The 16113-nt window shown below is 43.4% G+C and carries 14 protein-coding genes; 10 read left to right on the forward strand and 4 right to left on the reverse strand.

The window, feature by feature from the left end:
* Nucleotides 1-4 precede the first annotated feature (4 nt).
* Both BGP15_RS09605 and pdeM read left to right on the forward strand, forming a co-directional pair.
* Nucleotides 5-2467, forward strand: a complete 2463-nt coding sequence (locus BGP15_RS09605; protein ID WP_286769352.1) for a ligase-associated DNA damage response DEXH box helicase — start codon at nucleotides 5-7, stop codon at nucleotides 2465-2467.
* Nucleotides 2464-3126, forward strand: coding sequence for a ligase-associated DNA damage response endonuclease PdeM (gene pdeM / locus BGP15_RS09610; RefSeq protein WP_286769353.1), 663 nt, complete (start codon nucleotides 2464-2466; stop codon nucleotides 3124-3126). The genes BGP15_RS09605 and pdeM overlap by 4 nt, the downstream gene beginning before the upstream one ends.
* A gap of 18 nt (nucleotides 3127-3144) precedes the next feature.
* On the opposite strand, the gene BGP15_RS09615 is transcribed toward pdeM, so the two are convergent.
* The 4 genes from BGP15_RS09615 to BGP15_RS09630 form a co-directional block, all read right to left on the reverse strand.
* Nucleotides 3145-4107 carry a helix-turn-helix transcriptional regulator gene (locus BGP15_RS09615; RefSeq protein WP_115048478.1) on the reverse strand — a complete coding sequence of 321 codons (963 nt, stop codon included), beginning with the start codon at nucleotides 4105-4107 and terminating at the stop codon, nucleotides 3145-3147.
* 91 nt (nucleotides 4108-4198) lie between these two features.
* Nucleotides 4199-4990 carry a heme ABC transporter ATP-binding protein gene (locus tag BGP15_RS09620; protein ID WP_115048475.1) on the reverse strand — a complete coding sequence of 264 codons (792 nt, stop codon included), beginning with the start codon at nucleotides 4988-4990 and terminating at the stop codon, nucleotides 4199-4201.
* A 33-nt stretch (nucleotides 4991-5023) separates the two neighbouring features.
* Nucleotides 5024-6055, reverse strand: coding sequence for a FecCD family ABC transporter permease (locus tag BGP15_RS09625; RefSeq protein WP_286769354.1), 1032 nt, complete (start codon nucleotides 6053-6055; stop codon nucleotides 5024-5026).
* 5 nt (nucleotides 6056-6060) lie between these two features.
* Nucleotides 6061-6918, reverse strand: coding sequence for a heme/hemin ABC transporter substrate-binding protein (locus BGP15_RS09630; protein ID WP_286769355.1), 858 nt, complete (start codon nucleotides 6916-6918; stop codon nucleotides 6061-6063).
* Between the two features lie 311 nt (nucleotides 6919-7229).
* Here BGP15_RS09630 and BGP15_RS09635 point away from each other — a divergent pair, with 311 nt between their 5' ends.
* The 8 genes from BGP15_RS09635 to BGP15_RS09670 all read left to right on the forward strand — a co-directional run bounded on the left by BGP15_RS09635 (nucleotide 7230) and on the right by BGP15_RS09670 (nucleotide 15966).
* Nucleotides 7230-9608 (forward strand): TonB-dependent receptor, encoded by a 2379-nt coding sequence (locus BGP15_RS09635; RefSeq protein ID WP_286769356.1) that lies wholly within the window; start codon nucleotides 7230-7232, stop codon nucleotides 9606-9608.
* A 47-nt stretch (nucleotides 9609-9655) separates the two neighbouring features.
* Entirely contained in the window at nucleotides 9656-10411 is a 756-nt protein-coding gene (locus BGP15_RS09640; RefSeq protein ID WP_286769357.1) for an HmuY family protein, read from the forward strand.
* 28 nt (nucleotides 10412-10439) lie between these two features.
* Nucleotides 10440-11123 carry a hypothetical protein gene (locus BGP15_RS09645; protein ID WP_286769358.1) on the forward strand — a complete coding sequence of 228 codons (684 nt, stop codon included), beginning with the start codon at nucleotides 10440-10442 and terminating at the stop codon, nucleotides 11121-11123.
* 222 nt (nucleotides 11124-11345) lie between these two features.
* Nucleotides 11346-12086, forward strand: coding sequence for an HmuY family protein (locus BGP15_RS09650; RefSeq protein ID WP_286769359.1), 741 nt, complete (start codon nucleotides 11346-11348; stop codon nucleotides 12084-12086).
* A 41-nt stretch (nucleotides 12087-12127) separates the two neighbouring features.
* The gene (locus BGP15_RS09655) at nucleotides 12128-13114 is read left to right on the forward strand and encodes a hypothetical protein (RefSeq protein WP_286769360.1); all 987 of its coding nucleotides are present in this window, start codon (nucleotides 12128-12130) and stop codon (nucleotides 13112-13114) included.
* 54 nt (nucleotides 13115-13168) lie between these two features.
* Nucleotides 13169-13738 carry a hypothetical protein gene (locus tag BGP15_RS09660; protein ID WP_286769361.1) on the forward strand — a complete coding sequence of 190 codons (570 nt, stop codon included), beginning with the start codon at nucleotides 13169-13171 and terminating at the stop codon, nucleotides 13736-13738.
* 105 nt (nucleotides 13739-13843) lie between these two features.
* Entirely contained in the window at nucleotides 13844-14815 is a 972-nt protein-coding gene (locus tag BGP15_RS09665) for an SGBP N-terminal domain-containing protein (protein ID WP_286769362.1), read from the forward strand.
* Between the two features lie 8 nt (nucleotides 14816-14823).
* Nucleotides 14824-15966, forward strand: a complete 1143-nt coding sequence (locus tag BGP15_RS09670) for a cytochrome-c peroxidase (RefSeq protein ID WP_286769363.1) — start codon at nucleotides 14824-14826, stop codon at nucleotides 15964-15966.
* The last annotated feature ends 147 nt before the right edge of the window (nucleotides 15967-16113 follow it).

Below are 16113 nucleotides of genomic sequence, written 5' to 3' on the forward strand. Positions count from 1 at the left end.
CACATTGAACGAAAAAATAGCATATAGTGACGGTTTTCGAATAATCAGTGATTATTTTAAATCGCAGGGAAACGCCCCTTTTAGCTTCCAGACCAAGGCCTGGGAAAAATATGAGCAAGGATATAGCGGGCTGGTCATCGCGCCTACAGGGTTTGGGAAGACTTTCTCCCTTTTTATGGCCGTACTGATGGACTTCCTCAATCATCCGGAACACTATCAAAAGGGGCTAAAGCTCCTTTGGATTACACCCCTACGCTCTTTGGCCAAAGATCTGGCGCGGGCCATGCAAACAGCAATAGACGAAATTGGACTCGACTGGATCGTACAGGTGCGTAATGGTGACACCGATCCCAAGATCAAAGCGCAGCAAACCCGCTCCATGCCTGACGTTTTACTCGTTACTCCAGAAAGCCTGCACTTACTGCTTGCTCAAAAACAACGCGATAAATATTTTAAAAATCTCCGATGTGTGACGGTTGACGAATGGCACGAGCTCATGGGCAACAAACGCGGCGTAATGGTCGAACTGGCACTTTCCTTTCTGAAAGCATATATAAAAAACCTACGCGTTTGGGGTATCACAGCCACCATCGGAAACCTTGAAGAAGCGATGGAAGTTTTGCTTCCACAAGCTGCAAAACGTATCCAGATTGTTGCCAAGGAGAAAAAGAAAATTGCCATCAAACCGATATTCCCCAGCACAGTGGAACTGCTTCCCTGGGCAGGGCATCTCGGCGGCAACCTCGTAGATCAGGTCGTCCCGATTATACTTGCCAGTAAAAGTACGATCCTCTTTACCAACACACGGAGCCAAAGTGAGATGTGGTACCAATTGCTGCTGCAGGCTCACCCCGATTTTGCCGGACAAATCGCCTTGCATCACAGCTCCATTGACGCCCATATCCGCGAATGGATCGAAGACAATCTCAGCAGCGGCAAACTTAAAGCGGTCGTGTCAACCTCCTCCTTGGACTTAGGGGTAGATTTCAAACCTGTAGATACAGTCATACAGGTTGGCTCCAGTAAAGGTGTAGCTCGATTTATGCAACGCGCTGGAAGAAGTGGACATAGTCCATTTGAAACGTCCACGATCTATTTCGTCCCCACACATTCCCTGGAGCTCATCGAGGTCGCCGCCTTGAAGGAGGCCGTAAAAACGCAGACGATCGAAAACCGGGATCCCATGGTTCAGACCTTCGATGTGCTCGTTCAATTCATGGTAACCATCGCCTTGGGCGGTGGATTTCGTTCGGAAGAACTGCATGCAATCGTCGCCAATACCCATGCCTTTCACTACATGGAAACGGAAGAATGGCAATGGTGTATGTATTTTATTACCGCGGGTGGAAAAATTGGAAAACGCTACGAAGAATTTCACAAGGTTATCCAAGATGAAGAAGGCAAATGGATCATCAAAAACCGTCGTCTTGCACTACTTCACAGACTCAATATAGGTGCCATTGTCGGTGATGCCATGATGCGCGTGAAGTTTCTCTCCGGTGGTTACATCGGCATGATCGAAGAATATTTTATTAGCAAACTTAAAAAAGGTGAACGCTTTATCCTTGCGGGGCGGATACTCGAAGTAGCGATGGTCAAGGAAATGACCGTATTCGTAAGAAATTCGTCGGGTAAAGCCATTACTCCAAGCTGGCTCGGTGGCAGACTTCCCTTATCGTCCAATTTGAGCCATTTCCTGAGAAAAAAATTGGCTGCAGCAGCCAGCGCTCCTTCCAGTGAAAAAGAGCTTCATTTCCTGGCGCCACTGATCGAAAAACAGGCTGAACTTTCAGCCGTGCCAAGTGAAGCGGAATTCCTCGTCGAACATATCAAAACCAGGGAAGGCCATCATCTATTTTTCTACCCCTTGGAAGGCCGATTGATCCATGAAGTCATGGCAGCGCTTGTCGCCTACCGCATTAGCAAGTTGTACCCGATCAGCTTTTCCATGGCCATGAACGACTATGGCTTCGAACTCTATTCCGATAAGGAAATTCAGCTCAGTCAAATGCAGCTCGAACAGGTATTGAGCCGCAGCAATTTGATGGAAGATGTGATCAGTAGTATTAACTCGGCAGAAATGGCCAGTCGCAAATTTAGGGATATCGCCGTCATCTCGGGACTGGTTGTGCAGAACTATCCGGGCACCCAGCAAAACAACAAATCACTGCAGGCCTCATCAGGGATTATTTTCCGCGTACTGATGGAACACGATCCCACTAACCTTTTGCTCAAACAGGCTTTTACCGAAGTGTTTAACCAGCAACTGGAAGAACATCGGTTAATAAATGCATTCGAAAGGATCAATCAGAGCAAAATACGTTATACCTTTGTCGAAGAGTATACGCCATTGAGCTTTCCGATAAAAGTGGATAGCCTCCGGCAATCCCTGTCGAGCGAAGCCTTGATTGAACGGATTCAACGCATGGAAAAGACCAATGCTCAAAAAAAGAAGCGCAGAAAATGAAAATCGGAGAACAAACAATTACATTCAATAAACAGGAATTAACCCTTAACACACAACGCTCTATATACTGGAAAGACCAAAAAACGTTAATCTTATCTGACCTACATCTGGGCAAAGCAGCACATTTCAGAAAGCATGGCATTGCTATCCCGACGGATACTGCCATAACGGACCTTACTCGATTAGAATCCCTAATAGCGTACTATCAAGCTAAGCAAGTCATCGTTGTCGGCGATCTAATTCATGCCGGCATCAATCAGGAAGTACTTTTACTGGAATCATTCAGACAACGCCACCCTGAGCTCCACCTTCATCTTGTCAAAGGCAATCACGACCGCCTATCGCAACAAATGGGCATTCGCTTCGGTATAGTGCATCACAAAGAAGCTTTCGAAATGCAACAGATCCAATTTAAACACCATCCCGCTGATGCAGCAGATTCCTCTTCATTTCGGATTAGTGGACATATCCATCCGGGTATCAGCCTGGTTATTCCACCGAAACGGAAGGTTCGCTTACCCTGTTTTCTGGTATCTACTCATCAGATTATCCTTCCCGCTTTTAGTACTTTTACGGGATTGGACAGCAAAGACCTGTCTTCCCTATATCAAAGTTATGCTATTTCGGACGATCATATCTTCCCGATCACAAGAAACTAATCCAAGCAGCAGTTTATATTACATCTTGAGCTCCCCGGGAGAGATTCCGTAATATTTTTTAAAAGCACTGCTAAAATTATTCTGGTGACCATAGCCCGTCAACAAGGCCACCTCATAGACAGTCATTTTATCTTCGAGCAGATAACTTTTGGCTTTTTCCATCCGCACCCGTGTAAGATAGTCGTGAATGGTCACTGAAAAATATTCCTTAAAGTCCTTACGCAATTTGCTTTCACTGGTCAACACCTCCGCGGCCAGTTCTTTTTGCGTCGGCGGATTGGCAATACGCTGTTCAAGAATCTGTCTTGCCATCTCCAACCTTTGCACATCCTCCTCATGAAAGAGCGAATCATTGCTTTCCGTTTTCTCATTGTATTGCTCAAACTGATACATCAGCAGCTCAACAACACGCGACTCGGTATGTAGTCGACGGATCTCCCCTTTCTTTTTAGATTCAATCAGCTCGGTTATGGTATGCTGCATCTCATAGGTCGCCATCAGATCTTCTTCTGAGAAGGAAACGTATTCGCCTTTTTCGATCTCATGCACAAATTGCTGATGCAATAACGAATCGCGTTTGATCAGGTTGAGGTAATACTCTTTGGAAATAACAGCTATAAAATACGTGTATTCAATACCGGGTTCCACTTCATGGATGGATTTGACCGAGGGAATGTAGCGTATATTATGCCGGCTCATGCCGTAAGGCAATTTGCTATCCGTCGGCTTAAAGAAAATAAACTGGCTGGTTATGGTCTCGCCCTCGATCTCCGTAAGAACCTGCACTGGCCGATCAAACTGCATTTTCGAATGCAAGATAAACAATCCTGAAGTCGATAGCTGAAAATTCTCCATATGGACCGGATCTTTGGATATGGATATCCTATTTTCGACCAAAGGTTTGTCGGGAACATAGCCATCCGGAATTTCTTCTTCAAAAAGCCAATCTGCCAACTCTACTATTTTACTTTTCACCAACATGATTACAAATCCTAAATAAGCCTGAAGCAGTTAAAATTAACGAAATAAGATGGTATTCTAAAATTATTTATAATCTTTCTAAATAACAGGATTAATCCAAGTCAATATCCATTTCCTCCAACTGAACATAAGGTTTCAATGTTCTTGGATTCATAATGACACTGGACTCGACCGAAAAGATCGTATAGATCTCCTTTTGGGCCAACACTTCCACTGGGGTACCATGAAAGAGCTTGCGGCCATTTTTGAGCATCAGAATTCGATCGGCATACATGGCAGCAAAATTGACGTCATGCACAATCAGCACCACCATAAATCCTTTTCGGGCAAGTGCCCGTGCAATGGCCAGTACTTTCTGCTGATAATGCAGATCCAATGCAGAAATAGGTTCGTCCAATAACAACAGTGCATCTGGATTATCCCATATCTGCGCCAGGATACGTGCCAGATGAACACGCTGCTGTTCACCGCCGGAAAGGCTCAAAAAATCCCGTTCAGCAAAGGCAGATACTCCACAAAGTTCCATGGTTTCGGCCACGATTTTATAGTCCTGTTGTTTGGGCGTATTCCTATAATGCGGATACCGACCCATCAGCACGATCTCTTCTACCTTAAAGCTCAATGTCATCTGCTGCTGTTGACTCAGTAAAGCCCTACATTTCGCCAAAGCCGCAGGTTCGTATGTCGATAGCGCCTTGCCATTGAGATGAACAGCACCCGAATCCGGCTTCTTTTCACCACAAAGCACCCCCATCAGCGTCGATTTACCAGCGCCATTGGCTCCGAGGATTGCCAGAATTTCACCTTTACGTACCTGAAAGGTAATATCCTTCAGGAGCTTTCGTCCGTTTACTTCGTAGTTGATCTTCTCTACACGTAGCATAATGCAATTATTTTTAAAGCCTCTGCCAAAAGACTATTTATCTTTGATTAAAATATACAAAAATACCGGTGTACCCAATAAAGCTGTAATGACGCCGATGGGCAATTCAATGGGTGCAACAGCAACCCGGGCAATCACATCTGCCAACGTCAGCACCAACGCCCCCAATAACAATGAACCAGGAAGTACAAATCGGTGATCCGCCCCGCCCATCAGACGAACGGTATGCGGAACAATCAATCCCACAAAACCAATGATCCCCGATACCGCAACGGATGCTCCCACAGCAAGTGTGGATAAAACAACCACCCAGCGTTTGACGCGATCGGTACGCATACCCAAAAGATCCGCCTGCAACTCCCCGAGGGAAAAGGCATTCAGCGACTTTCCAAAAAAAGGTAAGATCAGCACCGGGATTAAAATAAATGGCGCCAAAGCCCTTAAGTTATCACAAGTAGCCCCACCAAGACTACCCAGCATCCAAAAAGTAATGGTACGTAACTGTTGCTCTGTAGACATATAGGTCATCAAACCTGTCAGCGCACCCGCAAAGGCATTGATGGCAATACCTGCCAACAACATCGTCGTCACATTGGGGCGGCCATTTTTACTGGCAATACGGTAAACCAAAAAAGCGGTCAAACCAGCGCCCACAAAAGCGCCAAAAGCCAATATATAATAGCCAATCCAAGCAGCCAAAGAGGTAAAGAGAAAAGTCTCAAAGGCAATGATCAGTACCGCAAAAAGAGAAGCTCCAGATGAAATCCCGATCAATCCGGGCTCCGCTAAGGGGTTGCGGAATATACCCTGGATCGCAGCACCCGATATACCCAATGCTGCACCCACCAAAAGTCCGAGCAAAAGACGCGGCATACGAATCTCAAAAAGAACATCTTCGTGCATATTATGCACACCTCCCGCACTTCCGAAGTGCAATTTTTGCGTCAACATCCTTAAGATATCAGCGGGTGGAATATGATAGGCCCCCATCCCCAAGGCAACAATACTGACAACAACCAATACCAGGCCCAAAGTCAATAGGATAAATTTCTGTTTCTTTTGCACCGGCTTTATTTTGAATCCATCATTTCTCCAAATCCACGGTGCAATGCTAAGATTGCGTCTGGCAGCCGATTACTGAAATTGACCAGCAGCGAGGCATTCATCACCAAGATACGTTCGTTTTTACCTGCATTCGTGATACGCATCCCCGGCAATTTAAGGATAGCATCCTGCCCCCCAAGACTACTTGCGCCAAAATCAAATAGCAACACAATATCTGGATTGGCCTGCACCAGCGCTTCCGTTGTATAGGGTTTGAAATCCGAAAATTCCTGAACCGCGTTTTTACCACCAGCCAGATTAATCATCGCATCCAGACTACTGCCTTTACCCGCTACACTCATGGTACCCGTACCACGGGCATATAAAAACAATACTTTGGGTGCCGCTTTACCCTGATTTTCCTTTTTCACCAATTCCATGGTATGATCCAAGCTTACTTTCGTGCGGGAAACCAGATTTTTACCGGCAGCAGATTCACCGACGGCGTCTGCGACCTCCTGGATGTAACGAAGTGCACCCGGAACAGAATAGTTTGGTTTAATGGAGACAAATTTCACACCAGCCGCACGAATCTGCTGAATGACCGATTTGGATACATCGCCCTCATTCGCAATAACGATGCTTGGCTTAAAAGATAATAAACCTTCGGCCGATACCGAACGGTTCTTACTTACCCTCGGCAAGGCCGCCGCTGCTTTGGGCGATATACTTGTCACATCGGTAGCGATCATGCGCTCACCTATTCCCAGTCCATAGATCGTTTCGGTCAACGAACTGTTTAACGTAATGATTCTCTGCTGTGCCCTCGCCCATCCACCGATTTGCATCACAAAACACAGTATAATAACATAAAATCTACTCATTGTAATTCTTTATCTCCACTATGGCGATAGCTGATCACCAGGAATGGTTTTACCTCTCGCCGTTCAACTTGAGTACAAAACAAATCAATAATCAGTCTAAATACAAATTATATTATTTCTTTTAGAACAGCATACTTCAACATAAAAAGCCTGACAAACCATTAATAAACAGCAACATATAACTAAATCCAAACTACTTTTCAGTCCATAAAAAACGGATTAAATAGAATTTATGACATTTTGCATAGAGAAAAATCCAATAGGATTACCTTTTTTTGTAACATTATTTAGAATTATTAAAAATAAAAATAGTGTTTAAAAGCAGCTCACCTATTCGAACAAGCACCCTGATGGCCCTTTGCGCCTGCCAGATCTACACTGTGCAAGCACAGGAAAAATGGAAAATCTCCGGTGTATTGAAAAACGAATCCAATAAAGGCGTCGCCAATGCGACTATCTATCTTTATCCAGATAAATATGCTTTTAAAACAGATACTGCAGGGAGATTTCAATTCACCCAGCTCTATGCGGGGCGCTACGAATTAAAGGTACAGGCCATGGGTTATCAACAGTACCGCCAAGTTATCGATTTGGAAGACAAAAATCAGCAACTGACCATTGTTTTAAAAGCCGAAGACCGTCAGATGGATATTGTTGATGTGCAGGGGAAAGCCCAGGCTGTAGACAATCTCGTTAAGGCTGAAAATGCAGCCATGCCCGTTAAAGTTATTACCAAACGGGAGATCGAGCTTATGGGCAGCCGTCGTCTGGATGAAGTTTTAAAAGAACAGACGGGTATCGCCATTGTTAACGATATCGCCGGAGGCTCCAGAGCTGTCGGTGTGCAGATCCAGGGATTCAGCAGCAACTACGTGATGGTTCTGGTAGATGGGCAACCTATGCTGGGGCGCAACAGTGGCAACTTTGACCTGTCCCGTATTTCGGTGACCAATATTGAGCGTATCGAGATCATCAAGGGAGCTTCCTCCTGCTTATACGGCAGTGACGCATTAGGTGGTGCGATCAATATCATTACACGCCATGGTGCTATCACACCGCAGGCACAGGCTTCCCTCCTCTATGGCAGTCTCAATACCGTCGATGCCACTTTGGAAGCTGAGACACCTTTTGCTAATCAGCGCGGCAGCGCAGTGTTTTCGGGCAATTACTACCGCACAGATGGTTTTAATACCGACAAGCAATACCTGGATTCCAAGAGCAGCACTTTTCCGCCTTATACCAATTATAGTTTCCAGGGCCGACTGCGTTATCGGACAAGCAAAAATGGCACTTTGGGCGTGACAGGGCGTTATGCAGCCCGGGAATCTGAAATGATCAATGCCTGGTCCGAGTCGGCCACGCTACAGGATAAACAAAAAGATCAGGACATCAATCTCTCGGCAAGTTACGACCATAATTTTGCTTCTGGACTGCGTAGTATGACGCGTTACTATTTCTCGCGTTTCCACTCCCAGATTGCCGCACAATGGTTGCAACAAGGTATTGTTGCCAGCGCCGAGCAATTTGGTCAGAATGTACACCGCATTGAACAGCAGTTTGCGTATAGCCCTGCACAACAGGTTAAACTTACCGGCGGTATAGGCGGTAGCCTCGAACTCATGGACAACCAAGATTTGGATGCCAAGCGCTCTTTGAACAGCGCATTTGCCTATTTGCAGACCGAATGGAAACCTGTAGACCGCTTATTAACGACGCTAGGCTTACGCTACGATCAGACCAATGTCTACAATGGCCACTTGAGTCCAAGCTTGGGTCTACAATACCATGTCAGTCCCACACTACTCATCAAAGGCGGTGTTGGTGCAGGATTCAAAGCCCCCGACTATAAAATGCGCTATCAGGTCTTCTTCAATCCAGCAGCCAATTATCTTGTGGTCGGTTCGGAACGCGTAGCCGATGTAATTGCAGCCATGGATCAAGCCGGAGAACTCAGTTATAAAAACAGCTATATGCTCAATTTGGTGGCGGGCAACCTCAAAGCCGAAACCAGCATTTCGAAAAATCTTGGACTGACCTGGAACCCGACCAAGAGATTACAGGCCGATTTCTCTGTCTTCTACCATCGGATCAACAATCAGATCAACACAGTTAGTGTAGGTAACGGAACTAAAGTCGCACAGATCTATAGCTACCGCAACCTGCCCAAAGCCATGAATAAAGGTTTTGAAGTTTCATTGACCTATCAGGCAACCAAAGATCTGCAATTGTCGATGGGCTATCAATACCTGATTGCCAAGGACCTGAGTGTATTGGATAGTATTGTCAAGGGAAGTTATCCCTATAACCAGATCAACGATCCCGCTACAGGAGAATATCGCCAGAGTAAAAAATCGGATTATTGGGGTATTGAAGACCGTTCGAGACACATGTTCAATGCAAAAGCCCAATATGAATATAAACCCTGGGGCGTTAATGTCAATGCGCGGGTCAATTTCAGAAGTGCCACACCTTTTCAGGAATATAATGGCAACCAGTTTATCGACAAATATGACATTTTTATCCCCTATCACACACTCGTGAATATGACAGTAGAAAAGAGTCTGATGAACAGGAGATTGACCCTCCGCCTGATCGGTGACAATTTATTCAATTTTACAAGCCGTTATCTACTCGGGCAGCCTGGACGGGTTATTATGGGTGGTGTCAGCTACCGTTGGATAAAAGAATAATAAGCACTAATGAACAAGAATTTAGCACACCAAGTACAAGATAAAAGATGAGAACGATTCGCATGATTATAGGAGAATGTAGCATCTGGCTTTCCTTTCACAAGATTGGCCGTTGTATTTTTTCAGCACTATTGCTATTGACAGTCGTATCCTGCGGGAAAGACAAAGACTATACGATCGGATTAGAAGATGGCAAAAGTACCCTGATCAAAGATCTGGCGGGAGATACCGATGCAGCCATGGGCGAAGGTACTGAAGGAAAAGAGCAAAGACCATTTTTTATATTTCTTTTTCGTTTTAAAGACCAAAAGCAAATCTGGGTTAAAACCAAAGCCGATTCTGCGCAATGGCTTAAAACAAAAGATTGGGATATTGCCTTTACAGGTCCTTACAATTCGGAGATCTATGTGAACAATTCCCAGCATGAATACAATCCGGGTTATGGCGGCCAGGCAAATAATACCGCTGTTGTTTTACTGAGACAAGCCTATCAGAGTGTCACTGTAGCCCCTTCGGATGAAGAGTTTAATAAAAGTGAAGTAAACAAAATTGGCTGGGCAGCAACCGATGGTTCGGATGGATGGTTTCGCTATAGCTTAAGCACCCATATTATGCAGGCGCTTCCCAATCGTACCTATGTGATTCGCTTACCCGATGGCAAATATGCCAAGTTGCAACTGATCAATGCCTATAAGGGAAATCCAGCGGCGGTAACCAACCTCAATTGGCCTGCCCCGTATTATACATTTAAATATTATGTACAGCAGGATGGCAGCAAAGATTTAAATACAAACACATTATAATAAGGAAAATTACACAATTAAATTAAAGATGAATAGATTATTTACAACAGCAGCACTACTATGTGCATTGAGTTTAGGTTTTACTTCTTGTAGCAAGGATGATGATAAGGTGGAGCAAGTCGAGCCGGAATACCAAGCTAAGGTTATGGTCAAAGACGGTGAAACTGTTGATTTAACAAAGGTTTCCAAAACGATCAATACACAAGGAACAATCAAGCGTACAGGCAATACCTATTCACTTCGTAACTTTAAACAATTTACAATCGGTGAAGATGGAAAAGCAACAACAACTGCAGCGCAAACCTATTATTTTGATTTCAAAGAGAATGATGGACTACAAACGGCTGATGCTCCATTGACCCTTATAGCACAACAACGCGTCATGGATGTGATTGCAAACACTGCAAAATCATTTACACTATCCTATATAGATAAGGCTTATGAGACCGTCAATTCAGCTGATCAATTTGTAGCATTAACCGATAACAAAGCTGGTATTGCATTAACTCCTACTGCTATCGGATGGGCCGGTTACGATATGACGACACACCATGTCATCGCTATTAAAGACCGTACGTTTATTCTTTCAAAAGATGGAAAGCCATATTTTAAATTTAGAGTCAACAGCGTATATTCCAATGAAACACCAAATAAAGCAATGGCGTCAGATAATTATGTTTTCTACTCCATCGATTACCAAGAATTTAAATAATACCTACATGGCAGCTGGTTAAAATTCCAGCTGCTTTTGTTAACCAAAAATCAAAAACCGAAAAAAATATATTAAATACCAATTTTCATACACACTTTATCAGCAAAAGATTTTATCTTTACTATTATTTAGAATCAATTTAAATAAAAATAACATACTAATACCCCTACTGCATGTATAGAAAAGGGACAAGTTATCAACTAACAAAAAAAACGAGTAACAATGACAATAAAGAAACGCAGTAAACTATTAAAATTCATACCGGTATTGGCATTTTTAATTGTGTTGGGGTCTTGCAGCAAAAGCGAGCCCACAGTAGTAGAGCCTGAACCAGATCCTGTTGCACCAGAAGCTATGTTCAACCGCTTGATTACGGTTAAGAATTTTGGCGAAGATTTACCCGCGGGTAGTGCACCAACCACAGCGCAATCACCAATATATTATAGTTTGGAACAGAACAAAGCTGTGACACCGGATTATAAACTAACCGCACGATGGGACATCTCTTGCTCAGAAATATACCGCAGTTTTATCAATTGCAACAACACAGCAAACGGATTTGGTAAAGGAGGCCCAGGCAAAGGCGGTATCTTAATTGTCAAGAAAAAATTTGAAGATGTAATCGATATCCCTTCAGACGCCGAGTTTCGCAAAGGTGAAAAAGCCTATGGTACAGATGACTCAGGAGCGTTTGGTGAAGGCCTAGGTTGGTATTTATATGATTTTGATGGCGTAATCAAAGGTGGTGGAGCGGAAAACAAAAAACACGTTTGCTATCCCATCGAAAGTAATACATTGATCGTCCGTACAGCCCAGGGGAACTACGCCAAGATCAAGATACAAAGTATCTACAAAGACCTCTTGGACCCAAAAGATTGGTTTAAAGATTCACCAACACCATTCTTTACATTCCAATATGTACTTGCCAAAGCTGGTAGTAGCAAATTTGTGATTGCTAACTAAATACGATAAGCTACGCATTCTGATTTAGACACTAAACTAACATGAAAAGATTATACAGCATTTTAAGCTTCCTTTTTTTAGGATTGCTGCTAACCCGCTGCACCAAAACGGAAGAATTAGCCTTACTTCCTGCAGATAAGATTCTCGAATACAAGGTCACCAATCTCCCCAATGATGAGGTTATCTATGGCGCTATAGACAATGAAAAAAATACCGTTACGGTATATCTTCCCTATTATTATGGGTTGCTCGTCATCGACCCGACTATTAAAGTTGCTAACGGAGCCAGTTTAGCAGAAGAAATTTTGCCTGTTAAAACAGATGAAAAGAACCAGACGTATACCGTAAAGTCCGCTACAGGTACCACAAGAACCTATAGCTTAAAGATTGAGCTACAAAGTACGCCATCTTTTGAAGCTCAGTTTTATACAACTTCGTCTTTTATACTTACAAAAGGACCTGGAGGTGCTTTTCCAGCCATTAATGGAACCTTTATGCATACCAATCCCTCATTGGTAAGTATTGCATTAATTAACCAAGAAACTAAAGTGCGCTATCAGATGTCAACGCCCAATAGCTTAAAAGTATCGAGTGGTGTTTATCAATTAACCTACACGGGAACCGAGCGGGAAAACCGCATTCCATCCGATATTTTGGCAGGCACCTACGATGTTGAGGTAACCAATCTAAATCATACTGTTACATTGGCAAATCCGCTCAAGATTACATATCGCCAACCCGATGTATATATTAGCTTATTGGGACTAAATTTGGCAAAAAATAAAGACTGGACCATTTTAGCCAACTTAGATAAAGTGATTTTAGATCCGACAGCCGTTATCATGACACTCAATGGCAAAGATTATCCATTGATTATCAAGTCGCACACGAGAACTGAAATGACAGTTTCATTACCTGCAGATCTTCCGACAGGAACATTTGAAAACGTACAGGTTAAGTTCCAATTTAAAGACTGGGCCGATGTGGTAAAGACAGAGCAAAATCCTAGTACAATAACGGAATCATAAAGAAGCATCCACAGCATGCCAAGGTGGCATCAAAATTAAATAAATTAAAATAACATGAACTTAAACATCAAAACTATCTTAAAATCTGCTATGGCCGTGACTGTGCTATCGGCAGCAGTATGGGCAGCAGCCCCAACAACAGAATCAGCAACAGCTCCCTTAGCTTTAAACCAAGCAAAAGCAAACAGCAACTACACTGTAGTAGGCCAATGGTGGAGCCCTTCGGCAGCGGCAACTTGGCCTGCAGTCTATGTAGACCTTGCTACAGGTGGACAAAGCTTGAGTATCTCTGGTCAGGTTGCATTTTTTAGTCATGTAAATGGTTCCATCAAGGCTATTGGATCTTATTCGATCAGAACGGTAGCAAAAGACATCTCTTCTGTTACGGCTTCGGATTGGGCGACTGCGACAGCAGTATCATCTCAAGGTAATGGTGAATGGTATGCCTACGATCCAGTTAGTCATGGTAACGAAGCTATCGAACCTTTGACTGTATTAGTGGGAAATTCTACTGGAGTTTTATATGCTGTCAAGTTAATTAATTTTACAAATGTTGGTCAACAAGTAGTGGCAGGTCAGTTACAAGTAAAAGCAGATACCAATATCGAAGTTAAGGCATTATAGTCTTTCCTATTTAATGAATAAAAGATTCCGCAACCTGGTGGATGGGTTGCGGATCTTTTTAGCCTAATCATCATCCGCATAACGATTTTTTTAACCAAAAAAATTATGCAACACTCATTTTTGAAAGAACAAATACATATCCTTCAATTCCTAGCTATTTCTATGCTAGCACTAACATGCTGGTCCTGTAAAACCGAATACCCCAGCCTACCCTACAACGACATCGAATCCTTTAGCATTCAGGATGCTGATGGCAAAACCTTGTCAGCCAGCATTGTGAATGACCAGATTATCCTATATTGGCCACCCTTGGTGGAGCAACCCGAAAGCATTACACCTACGATTAAAATTTCGGAATTAGCTTCGATTACGCCTGCATCTGGTACCGCTATACAATTGCAATCTGAAAAACCAATTACCTATACCGTACGGGCACAAGATGGTTCCAGCAAAAATTATACATTGGTATTCCAGTACAACCAGCCGCTGGTACAGGCAGAAATGAATCTGCTCGAAGGCAAATATTACCTTAGTTACCCAAAAAATGAGGATTTGGTAGTACGAGGAGAAAATATTTTGCCAGACGAGGCGCAAACCAAGGGCTATCTGGTCGATAAAGATGGAAAAGAGACCTTACTTTCTTTTTCTCAACCTCCAACATCTTTTATTGCACAATTCAACACTCCAGAAGATCTCAAACCAGGCAAATACCGCATCAAACTGATCTCCGGACGTTACACGAAACTCACCGATGCTTTTGAGGTATTCTTACCAACATTATACAATGTCATAAAATGGCAGGATTATACTGGCAAAAAGGGCGGCGACCTGGTGCTGAACATAAACAGTAAAGAGGCTTATGAACTTTATTTCAAGGCAGATTTTGACCATTTTATAGCGATTGATAACCTCAATAACGAATATGCTATCAACAATGTAGTCTTTGATGTTGCAACGATGACGATAAAGCTATCCATTCCCGTATCTGTACAGGGAAACGCAATTAAATCCTTGAAGATGATGGATAAAAACGGGAACTTATTATCAGAAGGTGATTTTAACATCTCTTTAAATTAATTAACACCGTGCCTAAGATATTTTTGACCGCATATTTTCGCTATCGTACAAAACCTTTAATCACAGCATGTTTCGCGGCACTGGCAGTATGCAGTTGCAACAAGAGCGCTTCTGTTCCAGAAGAGCCTACAGCTCCTACTTTCCCAGAAGAAACCTTACGCCAACAATATAGTAAATCGGTAACGCAATGGCCAGCTGCCACTTGGTACAACACTATCAAGGTACGTGAACTGGCCGCTTTACCCGAAAACCCATCGAAAGATAAGGCCGAGCTAATAGCACTTGGCAAAGCCTTATTTTTCGACCCCCGCACCGGTAATGGCATGAAGACTTGCGCTTCATGTCATCATCCGGATACCTACTGGATCGATCAAAAAACAACGGCAGATGGGATCGCACTGCATCACCGCAATACACCTTCCCTAGAAAATGTCTGGTACCTGGAAGGCAAACTCTTCCACGACGGCCGCGCAATGACTTATCGAGAGCAGATTGCCGAAGCCATCAACTCCCCCATCGAAATGGGCGGAAATACGACTGCTTTACCCGCTAAGCTGCAAGCTATACCAGGCTATCTTCGTTTATATGAGGCGGCTTACTCGAGCCAGACGATGAGCGTCGAAGGATTGCTAGATGCCATAGCAGCGTATTCAAGATCAATTAGCAGTGGTGAAACCGTCTTTGACCGTTTTATCAAAGGAGATTACCAGGCATTAAACGATGCACAGCTCGAAGGTCTCCATCTGTTTCGCACAAAAGGGAAATGCATCAACTGCCATAATGGTGCCTTCTTTACAGATCTCGATTTTCATAACCTGGGTTATGCTGTTACCAGCAAAGGTGCCTTGGACAATGGTCGCTTTGAGGCAACAGGACTGGAAACAGACAAAGGTAAATTTCGCACGCCGGGTCTGCGCAATGTGATCCATACTGCACCCTACCTGCACAATGGTAGTATTTCGAGCTTAAGTGAACTGATCAATCTGCTGAGTCAGGGCATGCCCCAAAAGACAGGACAACAGATCAATGGGACTTTATCGCCACATATTCAAAATGTACGATTGAGCAGTAAAGAACAGGAAAATATCTTGGCTTTTTTGGAGAGTTTATCCAGTGTGCCAAGCAAAACAGAGCGACCTGTATTACCCTAAAATAAAAAATCCCAAAGGGGATACCTTTGGGACATTTTGAGTACTCCACAGTAGAGGAGGCATCAAAAATTAAATAAATTGGCACAAAATTAGGCTTTTATATGAAATAAAAAAGTAAAAAAGTATTAAATTTCAGATAATTACCCA

Source organism: Sphingobacterium sp. 40-24 (assembly GCF_001899705.1).
GTDB classification, from domain to species: domain Bacteria; phylum Bacteroidota; class Bacteroidia; order Sphingobacteriales; family Sphingobacteriaceae; genus Sphingobacterium; species Sphingobacterium multivorum.